We start from the raw sequence: 24547 nt of genomic DNA on the forward strand, positions 1-24547 counted from the left end.
TCGTGGAGTATGCAAAAAGTCTTCTTCTTAGAAGGCTTTTTTTATTTTACCGGAAAAGGGGAGAGAAGCATGGAGAAACTGGAAACATTACTGGCGCAGATCGGAAACAGAAGTGAGAACGTGACAGGAACGGTGAATCCTCCTGTTTATTTTTCCACCGCGTACCGTCATGAAGGTATCGGACAGTCAACAGGCTTCGATTATATTCGGACCGGCAATCCAACCCGGAAAATTGTCGAAGAAGCGATCGCAAAGCTGGAAGGCGGAGATCGCGGCTATGCGTTCAGTTCCGGGATGGCAGCGATTCAAACGATTTTAGCACTATTTGAAAGCGGGGATGAGTTTTTAGTTTCTGCTGATCTTTATGGCGGTACATATCGACTTTTCGAAAGAGGATGGCGAAAATACGGATTAGGTTTTCATTATGTAGATTTTCGCGACATACAATTAGTGGAGAATTTGATTACGGAAAAAACAAAAGCGATTTTTCTGGAAACCCCGACCAATCCATTAATGCAAGAAACAGACATTACAGAAGTAGCGCAATTAGCGAAGCGACACGGACTGCTTCTCATCGTTGACAACACGTTTTACACCCCGGTTATTCAACAACCGATTAAGCAAGGAGCTGATATTGTCATCCATAGTGCCACGAAATATTTAGGCGGCCATAACGATGTATTAGCTGGATTAGTTGTTGCAAAGGGCGAGGATCTTTGTCAACAGTTAGCGGAATATCATAATGCCATCGGTGCCGTTCTCTCGCCGTTTGATTCTTGGCTCTTGATTCGCGGCATGAAAACGCTGGCGCTGCGAATGAGACAACACGAGGAAAACGCACGAAAAATTAGCGAATTTTTAGCCGCCTGTGAAGATATTACGGATGTCTTGTATCCGGGACGGGGAGGGATGCTGTCGTTTCGCCTGCGCGATGAAGCGTGGGTTAATCGCTTTTTACAGAACTTACAAGTGATTACGTTTGCCGAAAGTTTAGGGGGTGTCGAGAGTTTTATTACATACCCAGCGACGCAGACACATGCCGATATTCCAGAAGAAATTCGCATTGCCAACGGCGTCTGTAACCGCTTATTGCGATTTTCCGTTGGCATCGAACATGTTGAAGATTTAATTGCCGACTTGTCGCAAGCCTTGGAAAAAATGAAAGAGGTGTAGCGAAGTGAAAAAAGAGTTCTCTTTTCAAACAAATTTGCTTCATAACAAATGGAAAGTAGATGAGCAAACCGGGGCGGTGAGCGTCCCGATTCAACACGCGTCGACATTTCATCAGGCCGATTTTGATACATTCGGCAAATACGATTACAGCCGTTCTGGCAATCCGACAAGGGAAGCGTTGGAAGAGACGATCGCAGAGCTCGAAGGAGGAGTGCGAGGTTTTGCCTTTTCTTCTGGAATGGCGGCGATTTCTACAGCGTTTTTATTATTGTCAAAAGGGGATCACGTCCTTGTGACAGAAGATGTTTACGGAGGCACGTACCGCATTATTACCGATGTACTAAGCCGGTTTGGAATCGAATATACGTTTGTTGATATGACCGATTTGCATGAAGTCGCTTCCCATATTCGTCCAAACACGAAAGTAATTTATGTGGAAACGCCGTCGAATCCGCTTTTAAAAATTACCGACATTCGCGGCATTGTTAAGCTTGCCAAAGCGAACGGCTGTTTAACATTTTTAGATAATACGTTTATGACTCCGGCGTTGCAGCGTCCGCTGGATCTAGGGGTTGATGTCGTTCTTCACAGCGCGACGAAGTTTTTATCTGGGCACAGCGATGTGGTGGCCGGGCTTGCCGTTGTCAAAGATGAGGGACTTGCTAATCAACTGTATAGATTGCAAAATGCCTTTGGTGCAGTGCTAGGAGTGCAAGACGCGTGGCTTGTGTTGCGTGGATTGAAGACGCTTCATGTCCGCTTGCAGCAATCTACACAATCAGCGTTGCAAATCGCTCGTTATTTAGCAGCGCATCCGAAAGTAGAAGAAGTGTATTATCCAGGGCTTTCTCACCATCCTGGTCACTCGATTCAACGCTATCAATCATCCGGATTTGGTGCAGTGTTATCATTCCGGCTAGCAGATGAAGAGGCGGTACGTACATTTGTGAAGCATGTGAAAATTCCAGTGTTTGCCGTTAGTTTAGGGGCAGTAGAATCGATTTTGTCGTATCCAGCGAAAATGTCGCACGCAGCGATGCCGAAAGAGGAGAGGGAACGAAGAGGAATTACGGATGGGCTATTGCGCTTAAGTGTTGGTCTAGAAGCGGCGGATGATTTAATTGCCGACTTTGACGAGGCGCTCTCCTATGTCAAGGCAAAGTCAACAGCAATTATTCGATAAATACAGAAGGCTAGGTCTTTATTTTTGCCTAGCCTTATATAATTTCATCAAGCCGTTCTTGTTGAAGTTGTTTGTTGACGAGTTCATCCAATTGTTTCACTTTTTTCAAAGCGAGCGCATCATCAATTTTTCGGTAGTGATGCTTGCCGTCTGGCTCCTCATCTGCTTCGTCGGCAAGTTTGATAATTGTTTGCAATGGTTTTCGTTTTAATTCGCCTTCTGGCAGATAGGAGTCGGTATGCAAAAGAATGGCGAGTGCAATTTCTTTTGCGTTTTGTGGGTGTTCGCCTAGGCGGATCAGCAGCTTGTGCGCTCGTTCTGCGCCTTTAATTGCGTGAATGTCATTTTGTTTGTATTGTTCATAATCCCATTTCCCATCGGAATACCATTCGTAATGGCCAATGTCATGCAGAAGCGCTGCCTTTGTTGCTAAATCGACATTAACGTTATGCTTGATGGCTAATCGATACGCATGATAAGCCGTAGCAATCGCATGAGCAACACCAGAGCGTTTTAAATATTTTTGCGCAATCGGATGGATAAACACGTCTGTTAGCGTGACGTATCGCATGCTGACCCCTCCGTTTTATGTGTTTCCTTTCATCATAACATATCAAACGGAATAAGGACAATAGAAAAACATCATCGGTAACGTTTACTGAACAAAAAAATCCGCAACACGTTAGAAGTGGTACGGCTGTGTATGTATCGAAACCTTCATTCATCGCTTTATGTTTACTCGTTGATGATTTGTTTTAACTTCTTCTTTCGTATGTAAGCCGTAAAGCATACGATTTTTGATGATGGATTTCGGAACGGCGGTAACTTGAACTTCTTCGTAAGCGTGCTTTTAATGCTTGTTGATGGATTTCTTTAAAGCTCGCATTTTGACTACAGCTCGAAATTTTTCGGAGATTTCGCTTAACACGGTAATATTGCTTATATTTTTTTCTTGTCAATATGCTGAAAAAACAGAGCGAGCGTATTCAAGCGTTTTTCCTTGTTCGTAGGTGTATTGATATCCTGCATGCGGCGGAACTGGATCAGTCTCTGGAATCTACATGTTTACGCCAAATTGCGTCGAAAGCGGTTTGACCGATTGATGTTGTGTTTGCTAGATGCATTCGTTGTTTAGTGACATCGGCTCCGTCGAATATGAGCGAAGTTCAAACGGCATCCATTCGATTTCAATATCTTTTCCGTTCACTGCTTCCATCAGCGGATTTTTCCAATAAAACAAAAACGGACAAACGAAGTCAGAATATATGCGGATTTTTAAGCTCATCATAGTACTCTCTTTCTAGTAGATTGCATGTTCGTTGTAACAGATCAAAATAACCTAAGCGATCATCACGATTTTTTTAAAAAAATATTTGACAATGTATGCGGACATGAATATAATTGAAAATGTGATTGATAAAACCTGCTTGATTCCGTAGCTCAGCTGGGAGAGCGCCACCTTGACAGGGTGGAGGTCGCTGGTTCGAGCCCAGTCGGAATCACTAAAGTGGAAGGCTTGAAATCCTGGCGTATCAAGGGTTTCAAGCTTTTTCGTTTTATTAGCAATTGTGTTACAATCTCCGTAATTTAAAAACTTGCACAAAACTTGCACCTTTAGTTAACTAAAGGATTCTAACTCTGTTTTAATAGGGCATTTTCAAATTTCTCTGCTGCTTGCTCTTGTAAATCATCGCTGACATGTGAGTATAAATCTAAAGTTATACCGACGCGAGAATGTCCTAGCCGTTCGCTAACCACTTTTGGATTTTCGCCTTGTTGCATTAAGATGGTTGCATGTGTATGCCGCAAATTATGGGAACTTATACGTGGTACATTTGCTTCTTCGATCAAGCAATAAAATTGTCGTAACAAGTTTCGTGGATCAAGAGGTTTTCCGTCATCAGTGCAGACAATTAAATTGTTATCTTGGTATTGAGTACCCAATTTCTCCTTCTGAAATTCTTGTTTTTGTTTATGTTTCTTTAATACATCTACAACATGTTGAGAAATCGAAATTTGCCTTTTCGATTTTTTGTTTTAGGCTCTTTAAAAATTAATCCTTTGCCTGAGACAAAGCATAAGCTGCGCTTGATGCGGATTTTCTTATTCTCAAAATCCACGTCATCCCATTTCAGTCCTAAAACTTCTCCGCGCCGCATCCCTGTGAAAATCGCAAGAAGGTAAGGGATCTCCATAGAGCTATTTTTAATCAGATTCAGAAATCGATTTACCTCATCCACTGTCCATGTAATTTTTTCTTCACTTTTCACTTTGGGTGGTTTAGCATTTTTTACAGGATTTACTTTAACCAATGACCATTTTACCGCTTGATGTTAGTCTAAAAATTGGACACGGAGAACAGGGAGACTATAATAAACTTAATTACAATAAGTTCGAGGTGTCCAATCATGAGAAAGAGAACATTTGATCAAGAATACAAGATTCAGGCTGTTGAATTATGCTTGGAGGGGGACAAATCCATCGCCCAAGTGGCAAAAGAACTAGGTTTGGCTTACAACACTCTTCACCGTTGGGTTAAAGAATACAAAGAAAGCAACGGAAAGAGTTTTGTGGGTTCAGGTCATATCAAGCCGCAAAATCAAGAAATCATCGAATTACGCCGCCGCAATCAAGAGTTAGAGGAGGAATTAGCGATCCTAAAAAAGGCGTTAGGCATCTTCACCAGAAACCAGAAGTAATTTACGCATTTATTTTTCAACACCGAAACGAATTTCGCGTGGTGAAGATGTGTCAAGTGCTCGGTGTTTCCAAAAGTGGGTATTACGACTGGCTCAAGCGTCCGAAAAGTAAACAGAAAGAACGAAAAGAACAACTCACTCAACAGATTCGAAATGAGTATCTAAAGTCCCGTAAGATTTACGGAAGCCCAAAAATTACGCAAGAACTACGCAAACAAGGGATTCGTGTGTCTCAAAAGACGGTCGCTCGCATCATGAGCGAAGAAGGCTTGAGATCCATTACCGTCCGTAAATTCAAAGCCACTACGAACAGTAACCATCCTTACAACGTATATGACAATCTATTGAAACAAAACTTTCAAGCAACGGCTCCGAATGAAGTATGGATGGCGGATATTACGCACATTCCTACCGATGAAGGCTGGTTGTATCTAGCCAGTATCATGGATTTATATACTCGTAAGATTATAGGATGGTATATCGATACACGAATGACGAAAGAATTAGTCATCAAAGCCTTACAACGAGCGTTAAACAACGAGAAACCAACAGGAAGAGTCATTCACCACTCGGGTCGTGGAAGCCAGTATGCATCCAATGATTATCAGCAGTTGTTACAAGAGCATCATTTTCAAGTCAGTATGTCGAGACGTGGGAACTGTTACGACAACGCTTGTATATGGAGTCATTTCATATCCTAATCAAGAAAGAATGCATCTATCTGAATCGATTCCGTACGCGGAAAGAAGCAAAACAAGCAATTTTCGAATACATTGAATGCTTCTACAACCGAAAAAGAAGTCATTCCGCCCTTGGCTATGTATCGCTATGTGAATTTGAAACTACTTACTACGCCAACCAGAGAAAAGTAGCTGCCTAAGTTCAGCTATTTCTCTCTGTTTAACGTGTCCGTTTTCTTGACATAGCACCAAAAAAGAGATAGCCAAAATTGGCTATCTCCAAAAGGGTAATACATACCGTAACTAAAAGTACAAAATTTTGCCCTATCTTTTAGCATTATTTTTCTTGCAATAACATATGCCAGTAATTCTCGATTCGATTGAATGTATCATTGGAACGTTGTGTAACAAAATCTTTTGCTAATTGGTAATCCGCATCCTTTGGTGAAATACCTTTCGTTACAAATTCGAGCAGCTGTTCTTTAGCTTTTAATAGAACAGAGGATAAATCATCTTCATTTTTAATTTCTTTAAACATTTCTTGATAATTTTTTATCACCGATTCAATTTCTTCGTGTGTATAAATGGTTTTTCCGAGTTTATTCGTCATTGATAAATGACGTGCTTGTTGGTATGTTAGTGGAGCATTCAGCGGATTGATTTTGGCCCGTGCTGCATAGAATATTTCCTCTACAGATTGATAATCCATCACTTTTTTCGTATTGTGACGAACATAATCTTGAATCAGTTGATTAAATCCGGTTTTTACATCACCACTTAAAAACGTATCGCTGAAATGTTGAAGCGCAGCTGTCGAAGAAGCAAGTTCAAGATGTGCTTCATAAGAGTTAAGCTGTTGCTTCTTTATTCCAAAAAGGTTAATCCCTGCATATTTCGCTAAACTATCCATTCCATCCGTAATGTGTTGTAAGATGGATTCCACTTTCTTCAATTCTTCATCGCTTAGCGAATCAAAGTATTTGGACTCATGTAAATATTGACTGAAAACGAGCCATTGATCCTGTGGCCGATAAGAAAAAATATCGGTAGGGTCTGCGTTTTGTACGTTAATATCTTTTGAAAAAAACTCTTCTACCGTCATGCTCATCAGACCTTGAACCTGTTTGATTTCATCCGAAAGGGTGATTTTATAAGCCTCTCCATTTCTGATGACTTCTACTTGCTTTCCAGCTAATGGATTTTTGATTTCATGTATGGATGGCATTCTGGCATCATTTCGGGCGACCATCGCTCCGATATATCCAAGATCAATTTTCATGGGGTCATCCCCTCCTATTCTAAATAATCAATAGAAGGTAATGGTTCTACACCACTTGCATAGTAAAAATTCAACACACTGAAGAAGTCGATTGATTTCCCCGTTGTTAAATCGACGATTAAGATGTGATCACCATAGTTAAAATCGTCAGCTTCCAGTCTACGCGATGTCTCTTTACCTAAAGTATCGACAAATGAACTGTAGTAGTATGGGTTTGGACCAGATTGATATTGCGATTCATGGTATGTGAAAAGCGTCCCCACATCTAGATATACCATAATTGCAAAATCAGAACTTGCATAATTGGAAGAGTAGGAAATCGGGCTTGAAATGGAAGATATTTTTATATCCGATAGGGAATGTGTTCTTTGTGAATATCCCCCATTGTATGAAAAATAATATTTTCTTTCCTAATTAAGATGTTCGTTGTTAATCCGTTTACATTCAACACATATTGGCCGTTTGAATACAAAGAACCATCACTATATTTTGCAACGAATTTTGTGAGATCTTGTGAAATTATAAGGCTTCATTAAAATTAGCAGGATTAGAAGCATTCATTTGAATGGTGTATGAATCTCCCAAAGTTCCTTTTGATAACACACCTAAAGCATAATCACCTGCCGGTATATTGATTAGCATTAGTTTTCCCGGTGAAGTGGTAAATTCCGTTGGATACGCTAGTCCATTTTCATAATCTACAACATAAAGTTGCAATATATAATCTTCGTTCCCAGATAATATTCTAGAAACTAAAATTTTATCGGAAGTCGGACTAAAGAAAAATAAATCCATCGGGTCCTCTTCTGTTAAGGAATCCTGCGTATTTAAGATTAATCCGCCTACACCATATTGGGATTGAGGTTTGAATTTATTATCGCTTTGGATTTTTATAGCTTCATCTTTGTTGATTTTTATTTCTGTTTCTATTTTCGCTTTATCAATGTCTACCGCTAATGATTCTTCGGTAAACTCCAGACCTTTTTGGAGTTCAATGATAGAATTCATGTTTGGCTTGGTTCCAAGTAATTCATTCGCATAGCTTTTCTGCACTCCAATCGTCACCAACGTGAAAATTAGAGTGAAAACCAGCAACAATACCTTACCTGATTTTTCAAAAAAATGAATTCATTTCATACTTCCCTCCTAAAATAGTATTCATTATTATTATCGGTTTTTTTAAATAAATAATTTAACAATATAAGGAAAAATTTGAATATATTTTTTATTAAGAGGGTAAGTTGTTCAGGTGGTATTCCTTTTGAGTAAAGAAATTCCTTACTTACTATTGAGGCTGTCTAAAAAGTCCAATTTAAAGTAAAATGCACCTAAATTAAAAACCTAAGAGTGTTTATTTTACAGCATTCTTGGCTTTTGTTTTTTAGTTTTTAGGCTGAAGTAAAATTTACAAATAGTTTTACATAGAATTAGTAGAGAAAAAATGTAATAAGTTATAATTTTCATTTGCAGTTGATAAACCGTTTGTAAAAAAGAAATCAGATAATCAAAAAGCAGTAAATAGTGAAGAGACTATCGATATGGGGTATAAAATGTTCAAAGATTACTTAAAAGTCGATCACTCAAAGTAAAGGAGAAGAAAATCTTTTTCTTAACAGAAGAAATGTATAACACAATAAAAAATCGGCTCTTCGGATTATGTGGTAGAAATATATTTATAATTGTTTTTAAGCAAATATAATTGTTTTTAAGCAAAACTTATTTCACTAATGGACAATTTAATTAAAGAAGGAAAAAGTAATGGAACATAGAATTATTGACGAAAAATGGTATTGTAAATATGGATGTAAAAATCTTTTGTGGGAGGTATATGGAGTAAAGAAACAGAAATTTTAATATGAATCTTTAAGAAGGTCAACTTTTGCCATTTCCTAATGTGTCATGGCTGAGAGCAAGAGGGGGATGAAATATGCCTTCATGTGTAAATTGTAACCGAAAACTTTCGTGGACAGAGATATTTAAGCAGACGCTGCTTGTCAACAGATACTTGTTGCGTTGTCCAAATTGCAAGCAACAACTATTTTTTACCGCTAAGTCGAAAAAGAAATTGTTTCTCGTAGCGGCAACCGTGCCTATCTTGTTTGTGATTTTGACTTCATTCCAAATTCCAACGACAATCTCCGTTATCACATTAATTGTTTATTCTCTCTTAGTCGTATTGATCGTACCATTTCTTGTCGAGGTAACAAACAAAGAAGAGGCTCTGTTCTGAATACAGTAGCCTATTCTTCATGTTCTTAAATCAACAAACAATAAAATTTAACAGAGACATTCTTAAAATAGAATTATAGAATGACTTTTCACCATAAAACACGGATACCCAAAAAATCAAAGTGTAGAAAAATCATTAAAATAAATGCACTAGTAAATGTTTTGCTGGAAAGAGGGTTGGAATATTACAAGGTTGATTTAATTTCTTCTTGGAAGTACAAAATCGATTTCCATTTAACTGGATAAAAATAATAAGGCTTGGTTCTAAGTAAGAATAATAGAACCAAGCCCTATTCTCTCTAATATTTTGGAAACTGTTCTTCAACTAAACCACCAGTTAGAATAATAATGTATGATTCTTTTTATTTACTTTTGCTTGAATAAACGATGGTCTTTTAGGTCCGTGAATGTACTATATTTATTTTTATTTTTTTCATCATTTTTGATATTTTCGGAATAAATGGTCAAGATTAATGAAAAGGTGGCAGCTAAGATAATAATAATAGAAGTTATATCAACACCATTATTAATGACCTGATAAACACCATATCCCATTAATAGAATAGGACTAAAGTAATTAAGAAATTTAGTTTTCGTTTATCATTATTCCTTCCTTATTAATTTCTTCAAAAAATATTTGTTTCCATTTTAGGAGGAAGAAATCAAAAATTTTCTCTAAATTGAACAGGCGGAAACATCGAATATGAGAAATGACTACTATCAACGAAATCTAGATACGCAATATGACCGGATTGAAGGTCTTTTGGCCCCAAGAGACCGAAATGGGGAATTTCAAACGCAGTTGTTTGCTCCTTGCCAACGGCACACCGGCTGGCTGGAGGAAGCGATCATCAAGATGTATCAAAGTGGCATGAGTACACGTGAGAATAAATTCCAAATAATGCAAAATTCCGCAAAAATGTTATAGAAATTGCTCGTCTAGGTGGCTTAGTTGTATAACACCTGATTATTGAAAAAAATAATAAAAATTACTAAATGAACGCCCTTTTCCAGTTTTTCTTGATTATAATCCGTAAGCTTTATATCCTAAAATTTGATTGATGTTTCGATTAATTCGTTGTACAACAGGTGATTTTTGATGCCCATTTGGATCTAGTATTCCTAATTCACCAGCTCTTTTCAATGCTTGAATAAGGAGTTCACTGTTTCCGTTGCTGCGAAGTTGACGTTCTTCTTCCGCTGACATGTGTATCACATTATCTGGATTAATGGGTTCCGTTGCATTTTCCATCATATTTCTAAAACCTTTACCATCTAAAATAACAACATTATTTTTTTCCTCTAATACATGTCCTTTATATCCATAAAGAGATCGAAGCATCCAAAGTTGACGATTAGAATTAAAATTTGCAATCTGTTCTTGGTTTAATCCACTCAACATTATTCTCACTTCCTTTCTATTTTATTATATCGACTTCATTGTGCAAATTTTTATAATTTTAACTAAAAAATTCAATATTTTCGTTCAGCCGTTCCATCCCATTGGTTGTGTGCAAACGACGACAGTAACGGCCTGGATAGTCTAAAACTGCCGTGGCGTCTTCAAACCCTTCTTCAAGGATTTGATTCAGAATTTATTCGAGTAGCTTAGTCAATCCTTGATCTTTCAGCAATAACTCGTGCAAAAGTTTATTATTATGGGAATATGATATTGAGTCATCGTTGCATTCCTCCTTATGTTTGGGGTTCACTGTTTATTTGGCCAAAGGGGAAGCGACGTGGCTCTTTTTACACAATTATATGGACTTAACTCAGGAACCACATACTACACACCGAAGAAAAATCTGCACAAGAGGCACTTTAACACAATTAATTTATTTAATTTTTATTAACTCTCTTAAACAGAAAAACCTTGAAATATCGCGTATTTTCAAGACACATTTTAATTCGATTTAACTCATTTTATGTATTTAACTCACTTGTTTTTCCCCTTTCTATTTTGACAGGGTAGAGGTCGCTGGTTCGAGTCCAGTCGGAATTATCATACGAAACCCGAACTTGAAATGAAGAGTTCGGGTTTTTTATTTTGGTTCAGTATGGAAGCAGCAGCTATTATATGTTTTTGGTTCAATGAGAGGGGATTGTCAACTTTTCAAGCATTTTTTTGATAATTGTTCTCCTCTTTGAGCTAGCGGCGCTTTGGGGTTCAGAGATACGATTTTGGGTGAACGCACAGTGAATAATTTTGCTTTTTTCGCATTGTTAAAGGTTAATGATAGTTGAATTTTTTTATCATAAAAAATCTCCCGGTAAGAGAAAAGGAATTTCTATACTGATGTCAGCGGTGGCTGCTGTATTGTCCGTTTCATTGACTGTTGTTAATGGTTGAGTGTCCGAAGGATTTGTATCTCATTGGTTGTGTTTGTTCCTTAAACGTTGGAAGTAGTACTCGGTTGAATTGAGCTGTCTCCGCTGGCATAGTGTTAATGGTTCCTAGGGAAAACGCCACTATATGGCGTGATAAATGATTTTGTTCTTTTTTATGCATATTCTCTCCAATTGGTTGCATTGAGCTTCGCTAGTATGTAATCGAGGAACAGTTACTCATTTTTGTCTGAAAACAAAAAACTTTTTCTGAAAAATGAGAGAGGAATAGAGAAAGAAGGAGAGAAATGAATTTGAAGGACTATAAAAAGCGGGAGGGATATTGTATGTCACAGATTCGATTATTGACAGAACAGGATTATGAACAAAGTCTTCGTCTATCACAGTATGCATTTCAATACGAACTAACGGAAGAACAAAAAGAGATAAGAAAGCAGCGAATGGATGAAGAAGACATATGGGGAGATTTCGAAAATGGACAGCTGACTGCCAAGCTTCATGTGCTGCCTTTGCATGTTGTCATTCATAAACAATCGTTTTCAATGGGGGGGATTGCGGGAGTGGCAACATGGCCGGAGTATCGAAGAGAAGGAAAAGTAGCTGAGCTGTTGAAGGTCGCATTAGAAGAAATGCGGAAGAAACAGCAAACGATTTCATTTCTTCATCCGTTTCAAATTTCATTTTATCGCCGCTTCGGTTGGGAGCTTTTTGCGTTATACAAAAAATTAACAATAGAACAAAAAGATTTGCGATTTTTGCCGATGGCTCATGGGCGCATGGAGCGAGTAGAAAAAGAAGCGCTGTTTCAGACGATTCATCCAATCTATGAGGAGTTTTCGCATCGTTATAACGGAATGTTGCAGCGGACGATGAGATGGTGGGAGCAGAAAATATTGACAAAAGATACGCATGAGGTCGTTTATGTCAATCAAAACAATGAACGTAGAGGCTATATGTTGTATCAAATGAAAAACCGTCATATGGACGTGCAAGAGATGGTAGCGCTTGATTCGGAAGCAAAAAGAGCGCTATGGAATTTTATTTGCCAGCATGATTCGATGGCAGATAAAGTGACTATCATAACAGCGGCGGACGATCCGCTTCCGTATTTACTGCATAATCCGCGCATTACGCAAGAAATTGTTCCTTATTTTATGGCAAGGATTGTTGATATGGAGAAGCTTTTACAACAATATCCATTCAAAAGGATACAAGAGCCGCTATTTTTCCATATTTACGATGAATATGCACCATGGAATACGGGATTTTACCAGCTTAGCAATGAAGGAGTAAAAGTATTTCGCAAAGAGCAAGGGAAAGGGGCATGTGTGCATCCGCCGAAACGTGGGCTTCAACTCGATATTAACACGGCAGCCGCGCTGTTGTTAGGATATGAGCGTCCGCTCGCGTTTTACGAAATGGGGAAATTAGGAGGAAGAAAAGAAGACGTAGAGAGACTCGAAGCGATCCTTCCATACCGGACGTCGTTTTTTATGGACTTTTTTTGATAAGAAAAGCCTCACTCTTCTCGGAGAATGAGGCTTTCCCCATTTAATTTGTTAGTTCCTTAATTCCTGTATTCGCTTTCACGAGAATTTCATCAAATTTCTTGCTGTCGGCGTTTTTCGAAGATAGCAATGTGCCGACAATCGCCGCGATAAATCCTAGTGGAATCGATACGATTCCTGGATTGGCCAATTTAAAGATAGGATCACCGACGAGAATCGCCGCTCCTGGTTGTGGGGACCAAACGTTTGGACTAAGGGCGACGAGCAATAATGAACTGAATAATCCAACAAGCATTCCGGTTACGGCTCCCGTTGTATTAAAGCGGCGCCAGAAAATGGTCAACAGGATGATTGGCAAGTTGGCGCTAGCAGCGACAGCAAACGCTAACGAAACAAGGAAAGCAACGTTCATTTTTTGGGCAAATAGCGCTAAAAGGATCGAGAGTACAGCGACGCCGACAGAAGCCCAGCGTGCCGCTACCATTTGTTCTTTTTCTGTCGCTTCGCCGCGGCGAATAATATGGCTGTAGAAATCGTGAGCAAACGCTGATGCAGCGGATAATACAAGGCCGGCCACAACTGCTAAAATCGTTGCAAATGCCACAGCAGATACAAAGGCAAACAAGAAATCGCCACCGAGCGCTTCCGCTAATAACGGAGCCGCCATATTTCCTGCTGGGTTTGCTGCGACAATTTTATCATAACCGACAAATGCAGCAGCACCAAATCCCAAGAAAATCGTCATGACATAAAATAATCCAATAATCCATGTCGCATGGACAACGGACTTTCGAGCTGTTGGCGCGTCTTTTACGGTGAAAAAGCGAATTAAAATATGGGGAAGCCCTGCTGTTCCTAAGATGAGAGCTAAGTTCAATGAAATGGTATCAAGCGGGTCCTTAAACTTGTTGCCTGGGTTAAGAAATGATTCTCCAAGTGGGGTAGCTGTTTTGACTTCGTTGAACATTTTGATGAAGCTGAAATCGAATTTAGCCAAGACCATAATGGAAATGATGAACGTGCCTATCATGAGCAACACAGCTTTAATGATTTGCACCCAGCTTGTCGCGGTCATACCGCCGAATACGACATAAATGGTCATGAGCGTACCGACAATCAAAACGGAGTAAATATAATCAAGCCCCAATAATAGCTTAATCAGTCCGCCCGCCCCGACGAGTTGGGCGATCATGTAAAAAATAGAAATTGCAATCGTGTTCAGCGCTGCTACTCCGCGAACTTTTTTATCATCGAAGCGAGCAGCAATCATATCAGCCATAGTATATTTTCCAAGATTGCGCAAAGGTTCCGCAACAATATATAGAACGACTAAATAAGCAACGAGAAATCCAATACTGTAGAAAAAGCCGTCAAATCCAGCGAGAGCAATCATTCCGGCAATACCTAAAAATGAAGCTGCTGACATATAATCACCGGCGATGGCGAGGCCGTTTTGCCATCCGGTTAAGCTGCTGTCAGCTGTGTAAAATTCGCTTGTCGTTTTTGTCCGTTTGGAAGCGAAGTAAGTAATGACAAGAGTTAACGCTACGATGATTAAAAATAAGAAAAAGGCTAAACCGTGCATTATCCCTTGCCTCCTTCCTTTATTTCCCGTTTAATTTGTTCAACCATTTCATCGAAATGGGCGGCACGTCTTGAATACAGAACACACAGTGTCCATGTCATAATAAATTGTGCAAAGGCGAAAATCCAAGCCCAGCTAATTGAACCAATTGCTGGGTTGTTTAATGCTTTCGAATAGGATGTTAAGATCGGCAAGGCAAAGTAAAAGGCTAAAAAGAATAAGGATAATGGCAAAATAAACTGTTTCTTTGTGCGCATTAAACGTTGAAACGATGGCGATTGGACGATCTGGCTGTAATCGATAGAAGAGTGCTGTTGTAGTGAAGAACGTTCCTGTATGGCCATAAAAAATCCTCCTTGTTTGTTTTGAATCGGAAGAAAACAAACGATCCTCCTTTCATCATGTTCATAAATTTGTCACAATTTCATTATATATTTATCAGAAAAATTTGTAAATTAAAACTTAAATAAAAATATAACCGCTTTCAAAATAGTGGTAGCTTATTTGTAAAACAAAAAGAGAATATTAAGAAGTAGTAAAGTCCAGCAGCAGAAAGTGGTTGAATTTTGTTATTTTTTGCGTTAAAGTATAAAATCGCGAAAGTATTTTTTGCTTTTTTTCTTATTTTCTAACTTTACAAAAATTATTGAATGATGTAGAATTTCTATGTACAATCCAACAAATTTCAACAATTTTCAACAAATTCTAACGAGAAACGACAAGGGGAGACAACGTATGAATTTATTCAGAAAAAAATCCATTGATGTGCTGCTCAAAGAAGCGGGGGGGAAAGGAGCATCGTTAAAAAAAGAATTAGGTGCATTTGATTTAACGATGCTTGGAATTGGGGCCATTATCGGTACAGGTATTTTCGTACTAACAGGAGTTGCAGCTTCGGAACATGCTGGTCCAGCTCTCGTTCTTTCTTTCATTCTTTCCGGTCTCGCTTGCGTGTTCGCGGCTCTATGTTATGCTGAGTTTGCGTCAACAGTACCTGTATCAGGAAGCGCTTACACATACAGCTATGCAGCATTTGGAGAGTTAATTGCTTGGATTCTCGGATGGGATTTAATCCTTGAATATGGGATTGCTTCGTCTGCCGTCGCAGCAGGGTGGTCCGGTTATTTCCAAGGTCTGCTTGCTGGCTTCGGTATCGAACTTCCAAAGGCATTGACAAGCGCTTACGATCCAGCAAAAGGAACATTTATCGATGTTCCGGCAATTTTCATTGTTTTGCTTATTACGTTCTTATTAACGCGTGGCGTTAAAAAGTCTGCACGCTTTAATGCGATTATGGTAATTATTAAAGTAGCGGTTGTATTTCTCTTTTTAGCTGTAGGGGTATGGTATGTAAAACCAGATAACTGGACTCCATTTATGCCATATGGTTTCTCAGGGGTAGCAGCTGGTGCAGCAACAGTATTTTTTGCTTACATTGGCTTTGATGCTGTTTCCACAGCGGCGGAGGAAGTGCGTAACCCGCAACGGAACATGCCAATCGGCATTATCGCTTCCTTAGTTGTTTGTACGTTGCTATATATTGCTGTTTCGCTCGTATTAACAGGAATTGTTCCTTATAATCAACTCGGTGTGAAAAACCCAGTTGCTTTTGCGTTAAACTATATTCATCAAGATTGGGTCGCTGGTTTTATCTCATTAGGAGCGATTGCTGGTATTACCACAGTATTGCTTGTGATGATGTATGGACAAACTCGCTTGTTCTATGCGATTAGCCGCGATGGCTTATTACCAAAGTTATTTTCAAAGGTAAATCCTGTGCGACAAGTTCCGTATGTGAATACATGGGTAACAGGCGTATTAGTCGCTTTCTTTGCTGGAGTTGTTCCTTTAAGTAAATTGGCTGAATTAACGAATATCGGAACACTATTCGCGTTTATTACTGTTTCGATCGGTGTGCTCATTTTACGGAAAACACAGCCAGACTTAAAACGTGCATTTAAAGTACCAATGGTTCCACTCATTCCGTTATTAGCAGTTGCTTTTTGTGGCTATTTAGTTTTACAGCTGCCAGTGATGACATGGATTGGCTTTGTCTCATGGCTGCTCGTTGGACTTGTTATTTACTTTATCTATGGTCGCAAGCATAGCACATTAAACAATGAACAAAGTTTAAACGAAAAGGTAAGCTAAACGTGACAAAATATGCTGTAACAAACTTCTACAACGAAGACCTTTGCACCATTGCAAAGGTCTTTTTTCTTATATTGGAAATCAAAAGATGTAACAAATTTCCGATTGAATGACAGACAAAAGTTCGATAAGATGTACGAATGATATTCAAAGGGAGAGGTATCTTTCGTCTCTTTCACAAATGAGGTGAAGTACATGCTCAGTATATTATTTCCATTAAAAATAAAAAAAGAGAAAACGATTGAACAAACAGTCGCTGAAATTCAGCGTGGAAATAAAACACTGCATAATCAATTAATTGATCAATATAAACCATTTATTGCAAAAACAGTTTCAAGTGTATGCAAACGATTTATTGGGGAGGGGGATGATGAATTAAGCATTGGGTTAATCGCTTTTAATGAAGCAATTGAGAAATACGCGTCTCACAAAGGGGGATCTTTCATTGCTTTTGCAGAACTGTTAATTAAACGACGTACCATTGATTATATTCGGAAAGAAGCAAAAGCAAGAAACATTATTATACATAAAGAGGAGGAAGAGGAATTAGCACAAACGTATTTAGACACGAAATTATCGATGGATGAGTTTTACAGGCAAATTGAGCAAGAGCAACGCCGTGAAGAAATCATCCATTATCAGAAAGTGCTGAAGGAATTTGGGCTCAGCTTTCAAGAGTTAGTCGAACAGTCACCGAAGCATAAAGATGCCCGTTTGAATGCTATGAAAGTCGCAAAGTTGTTAGTGGACAATGAAGAATTATGTGAAATGTTATTTAAGAAAAAACAATTGCCCATTAAACAATTGCAGACAAAGGCAGAAGTAAGCCGAAAAACCATTGAGAGAAATAGAAAATATATTATTGCAGTTGCCATTATTTTAGCGGGGGACTACGTCTATTTAAAAGATTATATAAAAGGGGTGCTTCTATCGTGAAAAAAGGGATTGTATTAGAAGTGGATGATGATTTTGTTACGCTATTGACCCCTGAAGGAGAGTTTGTTCAAGTAAAAAATGAACACGACTGCGAAATTGGAGAAGAAATTGAAGGAACGGTGATGGGGAAACCCATTGTTCGTCATCATTCGCTTCGATATGTAATTCTAAGTCTTGTGGCTGCATGTGTGCTTATTTTTGCTACATTGTTTCATCTTCCTTCAAATGAAGTGTATGCTTATATGTCCATTGATATTAATCCGAGCGTTGAAATTGGGGTCAATGAGCAGTTACAAGTGCTCAAAATACAAGCGTATAATCGGGAAGGAAAAGATATCGTGTCTCGTCTTTCCGATTGGAATAAAAAGAAATTTGTTGACGTTACCAGGGAAATTATTGAATTAAGCATGAAGAGAGGCTATTTACAAAAAGGGGGACAAGTGTTAATTGCCACCGTTGAAAAAGAACATCATCGTAATTCTTCACATGAACTATCAACAGAATTAACGAAAATTCAGCGTTCGTATCAACAAAAAAATATTGTGGTAAAAACTACAACAAGCACGATGGGGGTACGAAAGGAAGCTATAAAAAAAGGGATAACAACAGGAAAATTTTTGCAAATTGAAAAGGAAAAAGAAAAAAATGAAGGAGAGACAAAACAAAAAAGCGATACTCCTTTAATACAAAAATCTAAGCCCAATACTCCTACAGAATCAAATCATAAAAAAGAAGAAAAGCAATTAAAAAAAGAATTGGAAAGCCATTCTGAAAAACAGCTGACACCAAAACAATCGTTACACAAAAAGATAGAGGAAAAGAGATATTTATTAAAACAAGAAGAACGCTCATTTCAACCAGAGAAAAAAGAAAAAGTAATAAAACTAAGGGCAGAAAAACAGCAAAAGGAAGTGCGTCAAAAAGAAGAATATCGAAAGGAAGGACGCCAAAAGGAAGTATTTCAAAGAGAAGAATATCGAAAGGAAGGACGTCAAAAGGGAGTATTTCAAAGAGAAGAATATCGAAAGAAAGGACGCCAAAAGGGAGTATTTCAAAGAGAAGAATATCGAAAGGAAGGACGTCAAAAGGGAGTACTTCAAAGGGAAGAATATCGAAAGGAAGGACGTCAAAAGGGAGTACTTCAAAGGGAAGAATATCGAAAAGAAGAACACCAAAAGGAAGTGCGCCGAAAGGAAGAATATCAAAAGGAGGAGCGCCAAAAGAAAGTACGTCAAAAAGAAGAGCATCGAACGGAACAACGGCGATGAACACCTTTTTGTCCACTATTATAGAAGGAGCTTTTTGCTATAGTTAAGGGGCAGGATGGTGGAATTGCTAAGTGAAATTATTAAGTAGCTTAAACGAGCAATGAATTTTAAATTTTTTTGCGCATGCGTATATGGAAATGACGGCTTATTGCTCTGCGGACGTCTTGAATGGATTAGCTGATTTTTTCCGTTTCCAAGCGGAAGAAGAACACTTTCATGCGATGAAATTTTATCATTTTGTTATGCGTTAAGGGAGCGAGCATTATTGCAGGACTTGACTCTCGAAGCAACAACTTTGTTTCTTTGTTAGATTGTGTTGAAAAAGCACTTATTGAAGAAAAAGAAGTGACAAAACGCATGTATCGTTGTCGGATATTATGTGGGACGAACGTGAATATGCTGGGATCAACTTTTTGAAATTGCTTATTGTTGGATAAGACGAGGAAGAGGCAATATTTGGCATCCTCATTCAAAAGTTGAAATGAATTGAAAATGGCAGTCATACTCTATTTTATGCTTGATAGTAAATTGTGAAAAGAACGTTTACTCCGGATAGAAAATATACCATCACAATGAATGAAGAAAGAGGCTGTCCGAAAAAGGTGAAGCAGCCTCTGTAGATAAAGTTTTTATGAAAAAATTTAACGTCAAAAAGGCGTTGCTTTATACATACATTTGCGCGTAATCATTCTTTATGCAAAAAAGTGTTTTAAATGCAGCCATATTATTCAGTTTTTGAATGAGCAGAACCAGCAAATTGGCTTTGGGCTTGCGCAACCAAGCGCTTTGTAATCTCGCCGCCGACGGAACCATTGGAGCGAGAAGCGGTATTTGCCCCTAATTGTACACCAAACTCTTGAGCGATTTCATATTTTATTTGATCAAGGGCTTGTTCAATCCCTGGTACAAGCAATTTGTTACTTGTTCTTGCCATGTTTTATTCCTCCTTGTTTCATGAATATGTCTTGCATCATTAGTATGAGAGAAAAAAAGCATTTGTATGATGGGAATTGAAGAAGGAGTTGTAAATTTATAGAAAGAAGATTGGCGAAAAATGATTGAAATCGTTTACATTTTCGGTTATAATCCAATCAAGAGAGCAATCCGAAACGTTTTGGAGGAAGAGCTGTGACAACGATTAAAGATATTGCTAAAGCTGCTGGAGTTTCGATTACAACAGTTTCAAGAGCATTGAATGGGTATTCTGATGTAAATGAAAAAACGAGACAAAAAATTATCGATATTGCTAAACAATTGAATTATAGTCCGAACACTCTTGCTCGCGGGCTTGTCATGAATAAATCCAAAACGATTGGCTTGCTTGTTTCCGGGTTGACTCGGGAAAGCGCGAAAGACAATTTTACGTTTGAAGTACTGGCAGGAGTTAACCAATATGTCGGTGAAGTGGATTATGACATGGTTTTATTCAGCACAACTTCCACGAAGCAGCGGGAAAAAACGTATACACAATTATGCCGTGAACGACGAGTGGATGGTGCAATTTTACAAGGAATTCGAGTCGATGATCCGTATTTGCAAGAAGTAGTTGAGAGCGATATTCCGTGTGTCCTCATCGACATCCCAATTGAATCAGAGACAGTAGGATATGTCACAACCGATAATGTTCTTGGGGCAAAAAAAGCTGTCCGACATTTAGTGGAGTTAGGCCACAAGTGTATTGCTATGATCAATGGCTATGAATATGCCTTTGTTAGTGAACAAAGGCTGAAAGGATTCAAAGAGGCGTTATTCGAAGCCGATTTACCGTTTTATGAGCATTGGGTGGCAAACGGTGCGTTTAAAGAAGAACAAGCGGAACAAGAAGCAATACGATTGTTGACAGAATATCCGGACATTACGGCATTTTTCTGTGCGAGCGATTTGATGGCATTAGGAGTTATGAAAGCGGTAAAACAGCTCGGCAAGCGAGTGCCAGACGATGTGGCCGTTATCGGATATGATGATATTATTCTTGCTTCTTATGCGACTCCAACGTTATCGACAATCGCCCAAAATAAATTTGCGATGGGCTATGAAGCGGCGAAATTGCTCATTCAAATGTTAGAAGGAAAGGCACAATCTCATGTTAGAATTTTGGAAACAGAATTAAAAATGCGCGAATCGACAGTTAAAAACCACAAATAGTGTGGTTTTTAACTGGCCAGCGATTCAAAACGTTTTGGAAGAGTTTTATCAAAAATCGAAAACGTTTTGGAGTAAAATTTCTCAAAATCCAAAACGTTTCGGTAACAGGAGGGTTTTAATGGGCTATCGTGTGATTAAAGAAGATTTCAAAACACTTTACACTGGACAATTATAAACAAATTTTTATTGAGCAAAAAATGTTCCCGCGTTGGTTGTTCAATAGTGTTATCATTGCGGTAACTGTTACTTTGTTAAACTTATTGTTTAATTCGATGGCTGGCTATGCGCTAGCACGGTTGCAATTTCCCGGAAAGAAACCGTTGTTTATCATCATCTTGGCGGTATTAATGATTCCGGTACAAGTCACAATGATTCCGAACTATTTAATTTTAAAACAGCTTGGCTGGTTGAATTCTTATCAAGGGATGATTGTGCCGACGATGATCAATGCGACGTTTATTTTTATGATGCGGCAGTTTTTTATTAATTTTCCAAAAGAGCTAGAAGAAGCGGCAGCATTAGATGGGCTTAGCCGGCTCGGTATTTTTTTCCGGATTGTTTTGCCGCTCGCTCGTCCAGCATTAGCTGCACAAGCAATTTTTGTATTTATGGGTTCATGGAATGATTTTATGCGTCCGCTCATTATTCTTTCTGACCCGCAGCTCTTTACATTGCCGCTTGGCTTAAATAGCTTTAAAGGGCAATACATTAGCTACTGGAATTACATTATGGCGGCTTCAATGGTGTTTACATTGCCAGTATTAGTCATTTATGCGTTTTTCAATCGTTATTTTATTAAAGGAATTTCGTTTACAGGTGGTAAATAATGGGAAACCTTGCCTTTTCCTAGGCGAGGTTTTTTTGTGTTTCGAATGTAAAAGAGGAAAACGGAGATGATAAAAATGTGAAAAGATGAATAATAAACGATAAGGCAGGAATGGTAAATGGAATGGACAGAGAAGATGTCACAACAGATGAGCAGGGAACGAAAGGGGAATAACATTTCAGGCAAAGGATGGACCATTGCTTCCCTGGCCTCAATTCCGTTAGTCATGACGCTTGGAAACTCAATGCTGATTCCTGTATTGCCAACAATTGAAAAACAATTGCAGATTACTTCATTTCAGTCGAGTTTGCTCATTACTGTTTATTCTATTGTTGCGATTCTGTTAATTCCGATTGCTGGATATTTCAGTGATCGAATCGGACGAAAAAAGGTGATCATCCCTAGCTTATTCATTGCGGCAGCCGGGGGGATTATTTCCGGATGGGCATCATGGAAGATGAGTGAACCATATGGAATGATTCTCGTTGGGCGCATGCTGCAAGGGATAGGAGCAGCAGGAGCGTTCCCGATCGTATTACCGCTTGTCGGTGATTTGTTCAAAAAAGACAGTGAAGCCAGCAGTTGTTTAGGGACGATTGAAACCGCGAATACGTTTGGAAAAGTGGCAAGTCCAATAGTAGGATCTGTGCTAGCTGGGATCATTTGGTTTTTGCTGTTTTTTGCATTTCCGTTGTTTTGCGCGATTTCAATTGTGATGATGATTTTTTTTGTGAAATCTCCAACTAAAATGGAACAACCGCCGCCATTTCGCGAGTTTTTGCGCAATGTAAAAGCGATTTTTTATCGGGAAGGACGCTGGCTTTATGCCGTTTTTTTCATCGGGGGAGCTTTTATGTTCGTTTTATTCGGGGAGCTCTTTTTTTTATCGAGCATGCTAGAAGATGATTACGGGATTGATGGACTAAAAAAAGGATGGATATTAGCTATTCCGCTTGGCGCTCTTTGTGTGGCTTCCTTTATAACAGGAAAGAAAATAGGAAAAAATAAACGACTTATGAAATGGCTCATCGTTATTGGCGGAGTCATTGCTGCAGCGACGATTGCATTCGCATTTATGTTTCGGCAGCTTTGGTGGATGATAGCTCTTTTTTTTGTATCAGGTGTCGGCATTGGAATCGTGCTTCCTTGTTTAGATGCTTTGATTACGGAGGGAATTGAGAAAAAGGAGCGGGGGACGGTAACGTCGTTTTATAGTTCGATGCGGTTTATTGGTGTTGCAGCAGGACCGCCTGTTGCAGCACTGTTAATGAAACAAGCGACGAATACGATGTTTTATGGTTTTGCTGGATTATGCGTGCTGTCTAGCATCATCACATTGATGGCGATCAAACCTGAAAAAGAAGGAAGGGAAATAGGATGAAAGCTGTTACGTTTCAAGGCATAAAAGATGTGCAAGTGAAACAGATGCCAGCTCCATCGATTTTAAAGCCAGATGATATCATTGTGAAAATTACGAGCACTGCTATTTGCGGTTCTGACCTTCATCTTATTCATGGAATGATTCCAAATATGCCGCACGATTTTATTATCGGACATGAACCGATGGGAATCGTCGAGGAAGTTGGACCGAATGTGACGAAAGTGAAAAAAGGCGACCGCGTCATTATTCCTTTTACGATCGCATGCGGCCGATGTTGGTATTGTCAGAACCATTTAGAAAGTCAATGTGATGCTTCGAATCCGAACGGGGAAACGGGGGCATATTTCGGTTATTCGGAAACATTCGGCGGCTATCCCGGAGGACAGGCGGAGTATTTGCGTGTGCCGTTCGCTAATTTTGCTCCGTTTGTTATTCCGGAAGATTGCGAATTGGAAGATGAGAAATTGCTATTTTTATCTGATATTATTCCGACGGCATTTTGGGGAGTTGATGAGGCAGGGGTAAAAGATGGCGATACAGTCGTGGTGTTAGGTTGCGGTCCGGTTGGATTGTTAACGCAAAAATTTGCTTGGATGAAAGGGGCAAAGCGGGTCATTGCTGTTGATTATATAGACTATCGATTGGAGCATGCACGAAAAACGAATCGAGTTGAAACGCTTGATTTTACACAATATGAAAATGTCGGAGAATATATAAAGGAAATTACTGGAGGCGGTGCGGATGTGGTAATTGACTGCGTCGGGTTAGACGGAAAAATGACCCCTCTTGAGATGCTTGGTTCAGCGTTAAAATTACAAGGTGGAGCGATGGGAGCCATTGTCATTGCGTCACAAGCCGTAAGAAAAGGCGGAACGATTCAGCTGGTCGGCGTATACGGTTCGCGATACAATCAATTTCCACTGGGGGATTTATTTGCTCGCAACATTACGGTAAAAATGGGGCAGGCTCCAGTCATTCATTATATACCAACATTGTACGAATGGATTGTCGAAGAAAAGTTCGACCCGACCGATATCATTAGCCATCGCCTTCCATTAGACGAAGCAAAACATGCTTATGAAATTTTTGATGAAAAGAAAGATGGATGCATTAAAGTGGTCTTAAAGCCATAAGAAAAAGGGATACCTCTTTATGAGG

At 39.0% G+C, this 24547-nt stretch carries 22 protein-coding genes, 1 tRNA gene and 3 pseudogenes; 15 read left to right on the plus strand and 11 right to left on the minus strand.

Annotated features, from left to right (window positions below; translation table 11 throughout):
- The first annotated feature begins 69 nt into the window (after nucleotides 1-69).
- Complete coding sequence (locus tag ISX45_RS01830) at nucleotides 70-1173, plus strand: methionine biosynthesis PLP-dependent protein (RefSeq protein ID WP_181555833.1); 1104 nt, start codon at nucleotides 70-72, stop codon at nucleotides 1171-1173.
- 4 nt (nucleotides 1174-1177) lie between these two features.
- Complete coding sequence (gene metC, locus ISX45_RS01835; RefSeq protein WP_194519843.1) at nucleotides 1178-2356, plus strand: cystathionine beta-lyase; 1179 nt, start codon at nucleotides 1178-1180, stop codon at nucleotides 2354-2356.
- 34 nt (nucleotides 2357-2390) lie between these two features.
- Here metC and ISX45_RS01840 read toward each other — a convergent pair whose 3' ends face one another.
- Nucleotides 2391-2927 (minus strand): HD domain-containing protein, encoded by a 537-nt coding sequence (locus tag ISX45_RS01840; RefSeq protein WP_194519844.1) that lies wholly within the window; start codon nucleotides 2925-2927, stop codon nucleotides 2391-2393.
- A 543-nt stretch (nucleotides 2928-3470) separates the two neighbouring features.
- On the minus strand, nucleotides 3471-3644 hold the full coding sequence (locus ISX45_RS01845; protein WP_194519845.1) for a hypothetical protein: 174 nt from the start codon (nucleotides 3642-3644) through the stop codon (nucleotides 3471-3473).
- Between the two features lie 141 nt (nucleotides 3645-3785).
- Between ISX45_RS01845 and ISX45_RS01850 the strand changes: the two genes are divergently transcribed.
- Nucleotides 3786-3858: transfer RNA gene (locus ISX45_RS01850), tRNA-Val, on the plus strand.
- A 130-nt stretch (nucleotides 3859-3988) separates the two neighbouring features.
- Here ISX45_RS01850 and ISX45_RS01855 read toward each other — a convergent pair.
- Together ISX45_RS01855 and ISX45_RS20010 are read right to left on the minus strand one after the other, a co-directional pair.
- Entirely contained in the window at nucleotides 3989-4372 is a 384-nt protein-coding gene (locus ISX45_RS01855) for a tyrosine-type recombinase/integrase (protein WP_323744668.1), read from the minus strand.
- Nucleotides 4348-4668, minus strand: coding sequence for a site-specific integrase (locus tag ISX45_RS20010; protein WP_323744655.1), 321 nt, complete (start codon nucleotides 4666-4668; stop codon nucleotides 4348-4350). Before ISX45_RS20010 ends, ISX45_RS01855 begins: the two co-directional genes overlap by 25 nt.
- A 96-nt stretch (nucleotides 4669-4764) precedes the next feature.
- Between ISX45_RS20010 and ISX45_RS01860 the strand changes: the two are divergent.
- Nucleotides 4765-5935 (plus strand): annotated as a pseudogene (locus tag ISX45_RS01860) (IS3 family transposase).
- Between the two features lie 137 nt (nucleotides 5936-6072).
- On the opposite strand, the gene ISX45_RS01865 reads toward ISX45_RS01860, so the two are convergent.
- The 3 genes from ISX45_RS01865 to ISX45_RS01875 all read right to left on the minus strand — a co-directional run bounded on the left by ISX45_RS01865 (nucleotide 6073) and on the right by ISX45_RS01875 (nucleotide 8067).
- On the minus strand, nucleotides 6073-7014 hold the full coding sequence (locus ISX45_RS01865; RefSeq protein WP_194519846.1) for a hypothetical protein: 942 nt from the start codon (nucleotides 7012-7014) through the stop codon (nucleotides 6073-6075).
- Between the two features lie 14 nt (nucleotides 7015-7028).
- Complete coding sequence (locus ISX45_RS01870) at nucleotides 7029-7277, minus strand: hypothetical protein (protein ID WP_194519847.1); 249 nt, start codon at nucleotides 7275-7277, stop codon at nucleotides 7029-7031.
- A gap of 256 nt (nucleotides 7278-7533) precedes the next feature.
- On the minus strand, nucleotides 7534-8067 hold the full coding sequence (locus ISX45_RS01875) for a hypothetical protein (RefSeq protein WP_194519848.1): 534 nt from the start codon (nucleotides 8065-8067) through the stop codon (nucleotides 7534-7536).
- Nucleotides 8068-8941: 874 nt separating this feature from the next.
- On the opposite strand from ISX45_RS01875, the gene ISX45_RS01880 reads away from it, so the two are divergent.
- Both ISX45_RS01880 and ISX45_RS01885 read left to right on the plus strand, forming a co-directional pair.
- Nucleotides 8942-9244 carry a TIGR04104 family putative zinc finger protein gene (locus ISX45_RS01880; RefSeq protein WP_194519849.1) on the plus strand — a complete coding sequence of 101 codons (303 nt, stop codon included), beginning with the start codon at nucleotides 8942-8944 and terminating at the stop codon, nucleotides 9242-9244.
- A gap of 654 nt (nucleotides 9245-9898) precedes the next feature.
- A pseudogene (locus tag ISX45_RS01885) lies at nucleotides 9899-10129 on the plus strand (transposase); the annotation flags it as partial.
- A 138-nt stretch (nucleotides 10130-10267) separates the two neighbouring features.
- On the opposite strand, the gene ISX45_RS01890 reads toward ISX45_RS01885, so the two are convergent.
- Nucleotides 10268-10645 (minus strand): hypothetical protein, encoded by a 378-nt coding sequence (locus tag ISX45_RS01890; protein WP_194519850.1) that lies wholly within the window; start codon nucleotides 10643-10645, stop codon nucleotides 10268-10270.
- Nucleotides 10646-11915: 1270 nt separating this feature from the next.
- Between ISX45_RS01890 and ISX45_RS01900 the strand changes: the two genes are divergently transcribed.
- Nucleotides 11916-13097 carry a GNAT family N-acetyltransferase gene (locus tag ISX45_RS01900; RefSeq protein WP_194519851.1) on the plus strand — a complete coding sequence of 394 codons (1182 nt, stop codon included), beginning with the start codon at nucleotides 11916-11918 and terminating at the stop codon, nucleotides 13095-13097.
- A gap of 43 nt (nucleotides 13098-13140) precedes the next feature.
- On the opposite strand, the gene ISX45_RS01905 is transcribed toward ISX45_RS01900, so the two are convergent.
- Together ISX45_RS01905 and ISX45_RS01910 are read right to left on the minus strand one after the other, a co-directional pair.
- Nucleotides 13141-14682, minus strand: coding sequence for a solute symporter family protein (locus ISX45_RS01905; RefSeq protein ID WP_194519852.1), 1542 nt, complete (start codon nucleotides 14680-14682; stop codon nucleotides 13141-13143).
- The gene (locus ISX45_RS01910; RefSeq protein WP_194519853.1) at nucleotides 14682-15026 is read right to left on the minus strand and encodes a DUF485 domain-containing protein; all 345 of its coding nucleotides are present in this window, start codon (nucleotides 15024-15026) and stop codon (nucleotides 14682-14684) included. Before ISX45_RS01910 ends, ISX45_RS01905 begins: the two co-directional genes overlap by 1 nt.
- Nucleotides 15027-15417: 391 nt before the next feature.
- On the opposite strand from ISX45_RS01910, the gene ISX45_RS01915 reads away from it, so the two are divergent.
- The 4 genes from ISX45_RS01915 (at nucleotide 15418) to ISX45_RS20185 (ending at nucleotide 19288) form a co-directional block, all read left to right on the plus strand.
- Entirely contained in the window at nucleotides 15418-16833 is a 1416-nt protein-coding gene (locus ISX45_RS01915) for a branched-chain amino acid transporter BcaP (RefSeq protein ID WP_194519854.1), read from the plus strand.
- A 186-nt stretch (nucleotides 16834-17019) separates the two neighbouring features.
- Nucleotides 17020-17769, plus strand: a complete 750-nt coding sequence (gene sigI / locus ISX45_RS01920; RefSeq protein WP_228485608.1) for an RNA polymerase sigma factor SigI — start codon at nucleotides 17020-17022, stop codon at nucleotides 17767-17769.
- Nucleotides 17766-19037, plus strand: a complete 1272-nt coding sequence (locus ISX45_RS01925) for an anti-sigma factor domain-containing protein (RefSeq protein ID WP_194519855.1) — start codon at nucleotides 17766-17768, stop codon at nucleotides 19035-19037. Before sigI ends, ISX45_RS01925 begins: the two co-directional genes overlap by 4 nt.
- Nucleotides 19038-19174: 137 nt before the next feature.
- Nucleotides 19175-19288 (plus strand): ferritin-like domain-containing protein, encoded by a 114-nt coding sequence (locus ISX45_RS20185; RefSeq protein ID WP_407649740.1) that lies wholly within the window; start codon nucleotides 19175-19177, stop codon nucleotides 19286-19288.
- Between the two features lie 473 nt (nucleotides 19289-19761).
- Here the strand turns inward: ISX45_RS20185 and ISX45_RS01935 are convergent, their stop codons facing one another.
- The gene (locus ISX45_RS01935; RefSeq protein WP_181555197.1) at nucleotides 19762-19971 is read right to left on the minus strand and encodes an alpha/beta-type small acid-soluble spore protein; all 210 of its coding nucleotides are present in this window, start codon (nucleotides 19969-19971) and stop codon (nucleotides 19762-19764) included.
- Between the two features lie 194 nt (nucleotides 19972-20165).
- On the opposite strand from ISX45_RS01935, the gene ISX45_RS01940 reads away from it, so the two are divergent.
- From ISX45_RS01940 to ISX45_RS01955, 4 genes and pseudogenes are all read left to right on the plus strand, one after another.
- Nucleotides 20166-21182, plus strand: coding sequence for a LacI family DNA-binding transcriptional regulator (locus ISX45_RS01940; protein ID WP_181555196.1), 1017 nt, complete (start codon nucleotides 20166-20168; stop codon nucleotides 21180-21182).
- A 143-nt stretch (nucleotides 21183-21325) separates the two neighbouring features.
- Nucleotides 21326-22009 (plus strand): annotated as a pseudogene (locus ISX45_RS01945) (carbohydrate ABC transporter permease); the annotation flags it as partial.
- Nucleotides 22010-22126: 117 nt separating this feature from the next.
- Nucleotides 22127-23389: a bacillibactin exporter BcbE gene (locus ISX45_RS01950; RefSeq protein ID WP_181555191.1), complete on the plus strand. Its 1263-nt coding sequence runs from the start codon at nucleotides 22127-22129 to the stop codon at nucleotides 23387-23389.
- Nucleotides 23386-24522, plus strand: a complete 1137-nt coding sequence (locus ISX45_RS01955) for a zinc-dependent alcohol dehydrogenase (RefSeq protein ID WP_194519856.1) — start codon at nucleotides 23386-23388, stop codon at nucleotides 24520-24522. The genes ISX45_RS01950 and ISX45_RS01955 overlap by 4 nt, the downstream gene beginning before the upstream one ends.
- Nucleotides 24523-24547 lie beyond the last annotated feature (25 nt).

Origin of the sequence: Thermaerobacillus caldiproteolyticus, from assembly GCF_015326725.1 — a bacterium.
Lineage (GTDB): Bacteria > Bacillota > Bacilli > Bacillales > Anoxybacillaceae > Thermaerobacillus > Thermaerobacillus caldiproteolyticus.

Coding starts and splice junctions, on each gene's coding strand:
- ISX45_RS01935 (WP_181555197.1), bottom strand. CDS start 19,971: ATGGCAAGAACAAGTAACAAATTGCTTGTACCAGGGATTGAACAAGCC.
- ISX45_RS01905 (WP_194519852.1), bottom strand. CDS start 14,682: ATGCACGGTTTAGCCTTTTTCTTATTTTTAATCATCGTAGCGTTAACT.
- ISX45_RS01890 (WP_194519850.1), bottom strand. CDS start 10,645: ATGTTGAGTGGATTAAACCAAGAACAGATTGCAAATTTTAATTCTAAT.
- ISX45_RS01900 (WP_194519851.1), top strand. CDS start 11,916: ATGTCACAGATTCGATTATTGACAGAACAGGATTATGAACAAAGTCTT.
- ISX45_RS01880 (WP_194519849.1), top strand. CDS start 8,942: ATGCCTTCATGTGTAAATTGTAACCGAAAACTTTCGTGGACAGAGATA.
- ISX45_RS01845 (WP_194519845.1), bottom strand. CDS start 3,644: ATGATGAGCTTAAAAATCCGCATATATTCTGACTTCGTTTGTCCGTTT.
- ISX45_RS20185 (WP_407649740.1), top strand. CDS start 19,175: ATGACGGCTTATTGCTCTGCGGACGTCTTGAATGGATTAGCTGATTTT.
- ISX45_RS01910 (WP_194519853.1), bottom strand. CDS start 15,026: ATGGCCATACAGGAACGTTCTTCACTACAACAGCACTCTTCTATCGAT.
- ISX45_RS01865 (WP_194519846.1), bottom strand. CDS start 7,014: ATGAAAATTGATCTTGGATATATCGGAGCGATGGTCGCCCGAAATGAT.
- ISX45_RS01950 (WP_181555191.1), top strand. CDS start 22,127: ATGGAATGGACAGAGAAGATGTCACAACAGATGAGCAGGGAACGAAAG.
- ISX45_RS01955 (WP_194519856.1), top strand. CDS start 23,386: ATGAAAGCTGTTACGTTTCAAGGCATAAAAGATGTGCAAGTGAAACAG.
- ISX45_RS01830 (WP_181555833.1), top strand. CDS start 70: ATGGAGAAACTGGAAACATTACTGGCGCAGATCGGAAACAGAAGTGAG.
- ISX45_RS01915 (WP_194519854.1), top strand. CDS start 15,418: ATGAATTTATTCAGAAAAAAATCCATTGATGTGCTGCTCAAAGAAGCG.
- ISX45_RS01840 (WP_194519844.1), bottom strand. CDS start 2,927: ATGCGATACGTCACGCTAACAGACGTGTTTATCCATCCGATTGCGCAA.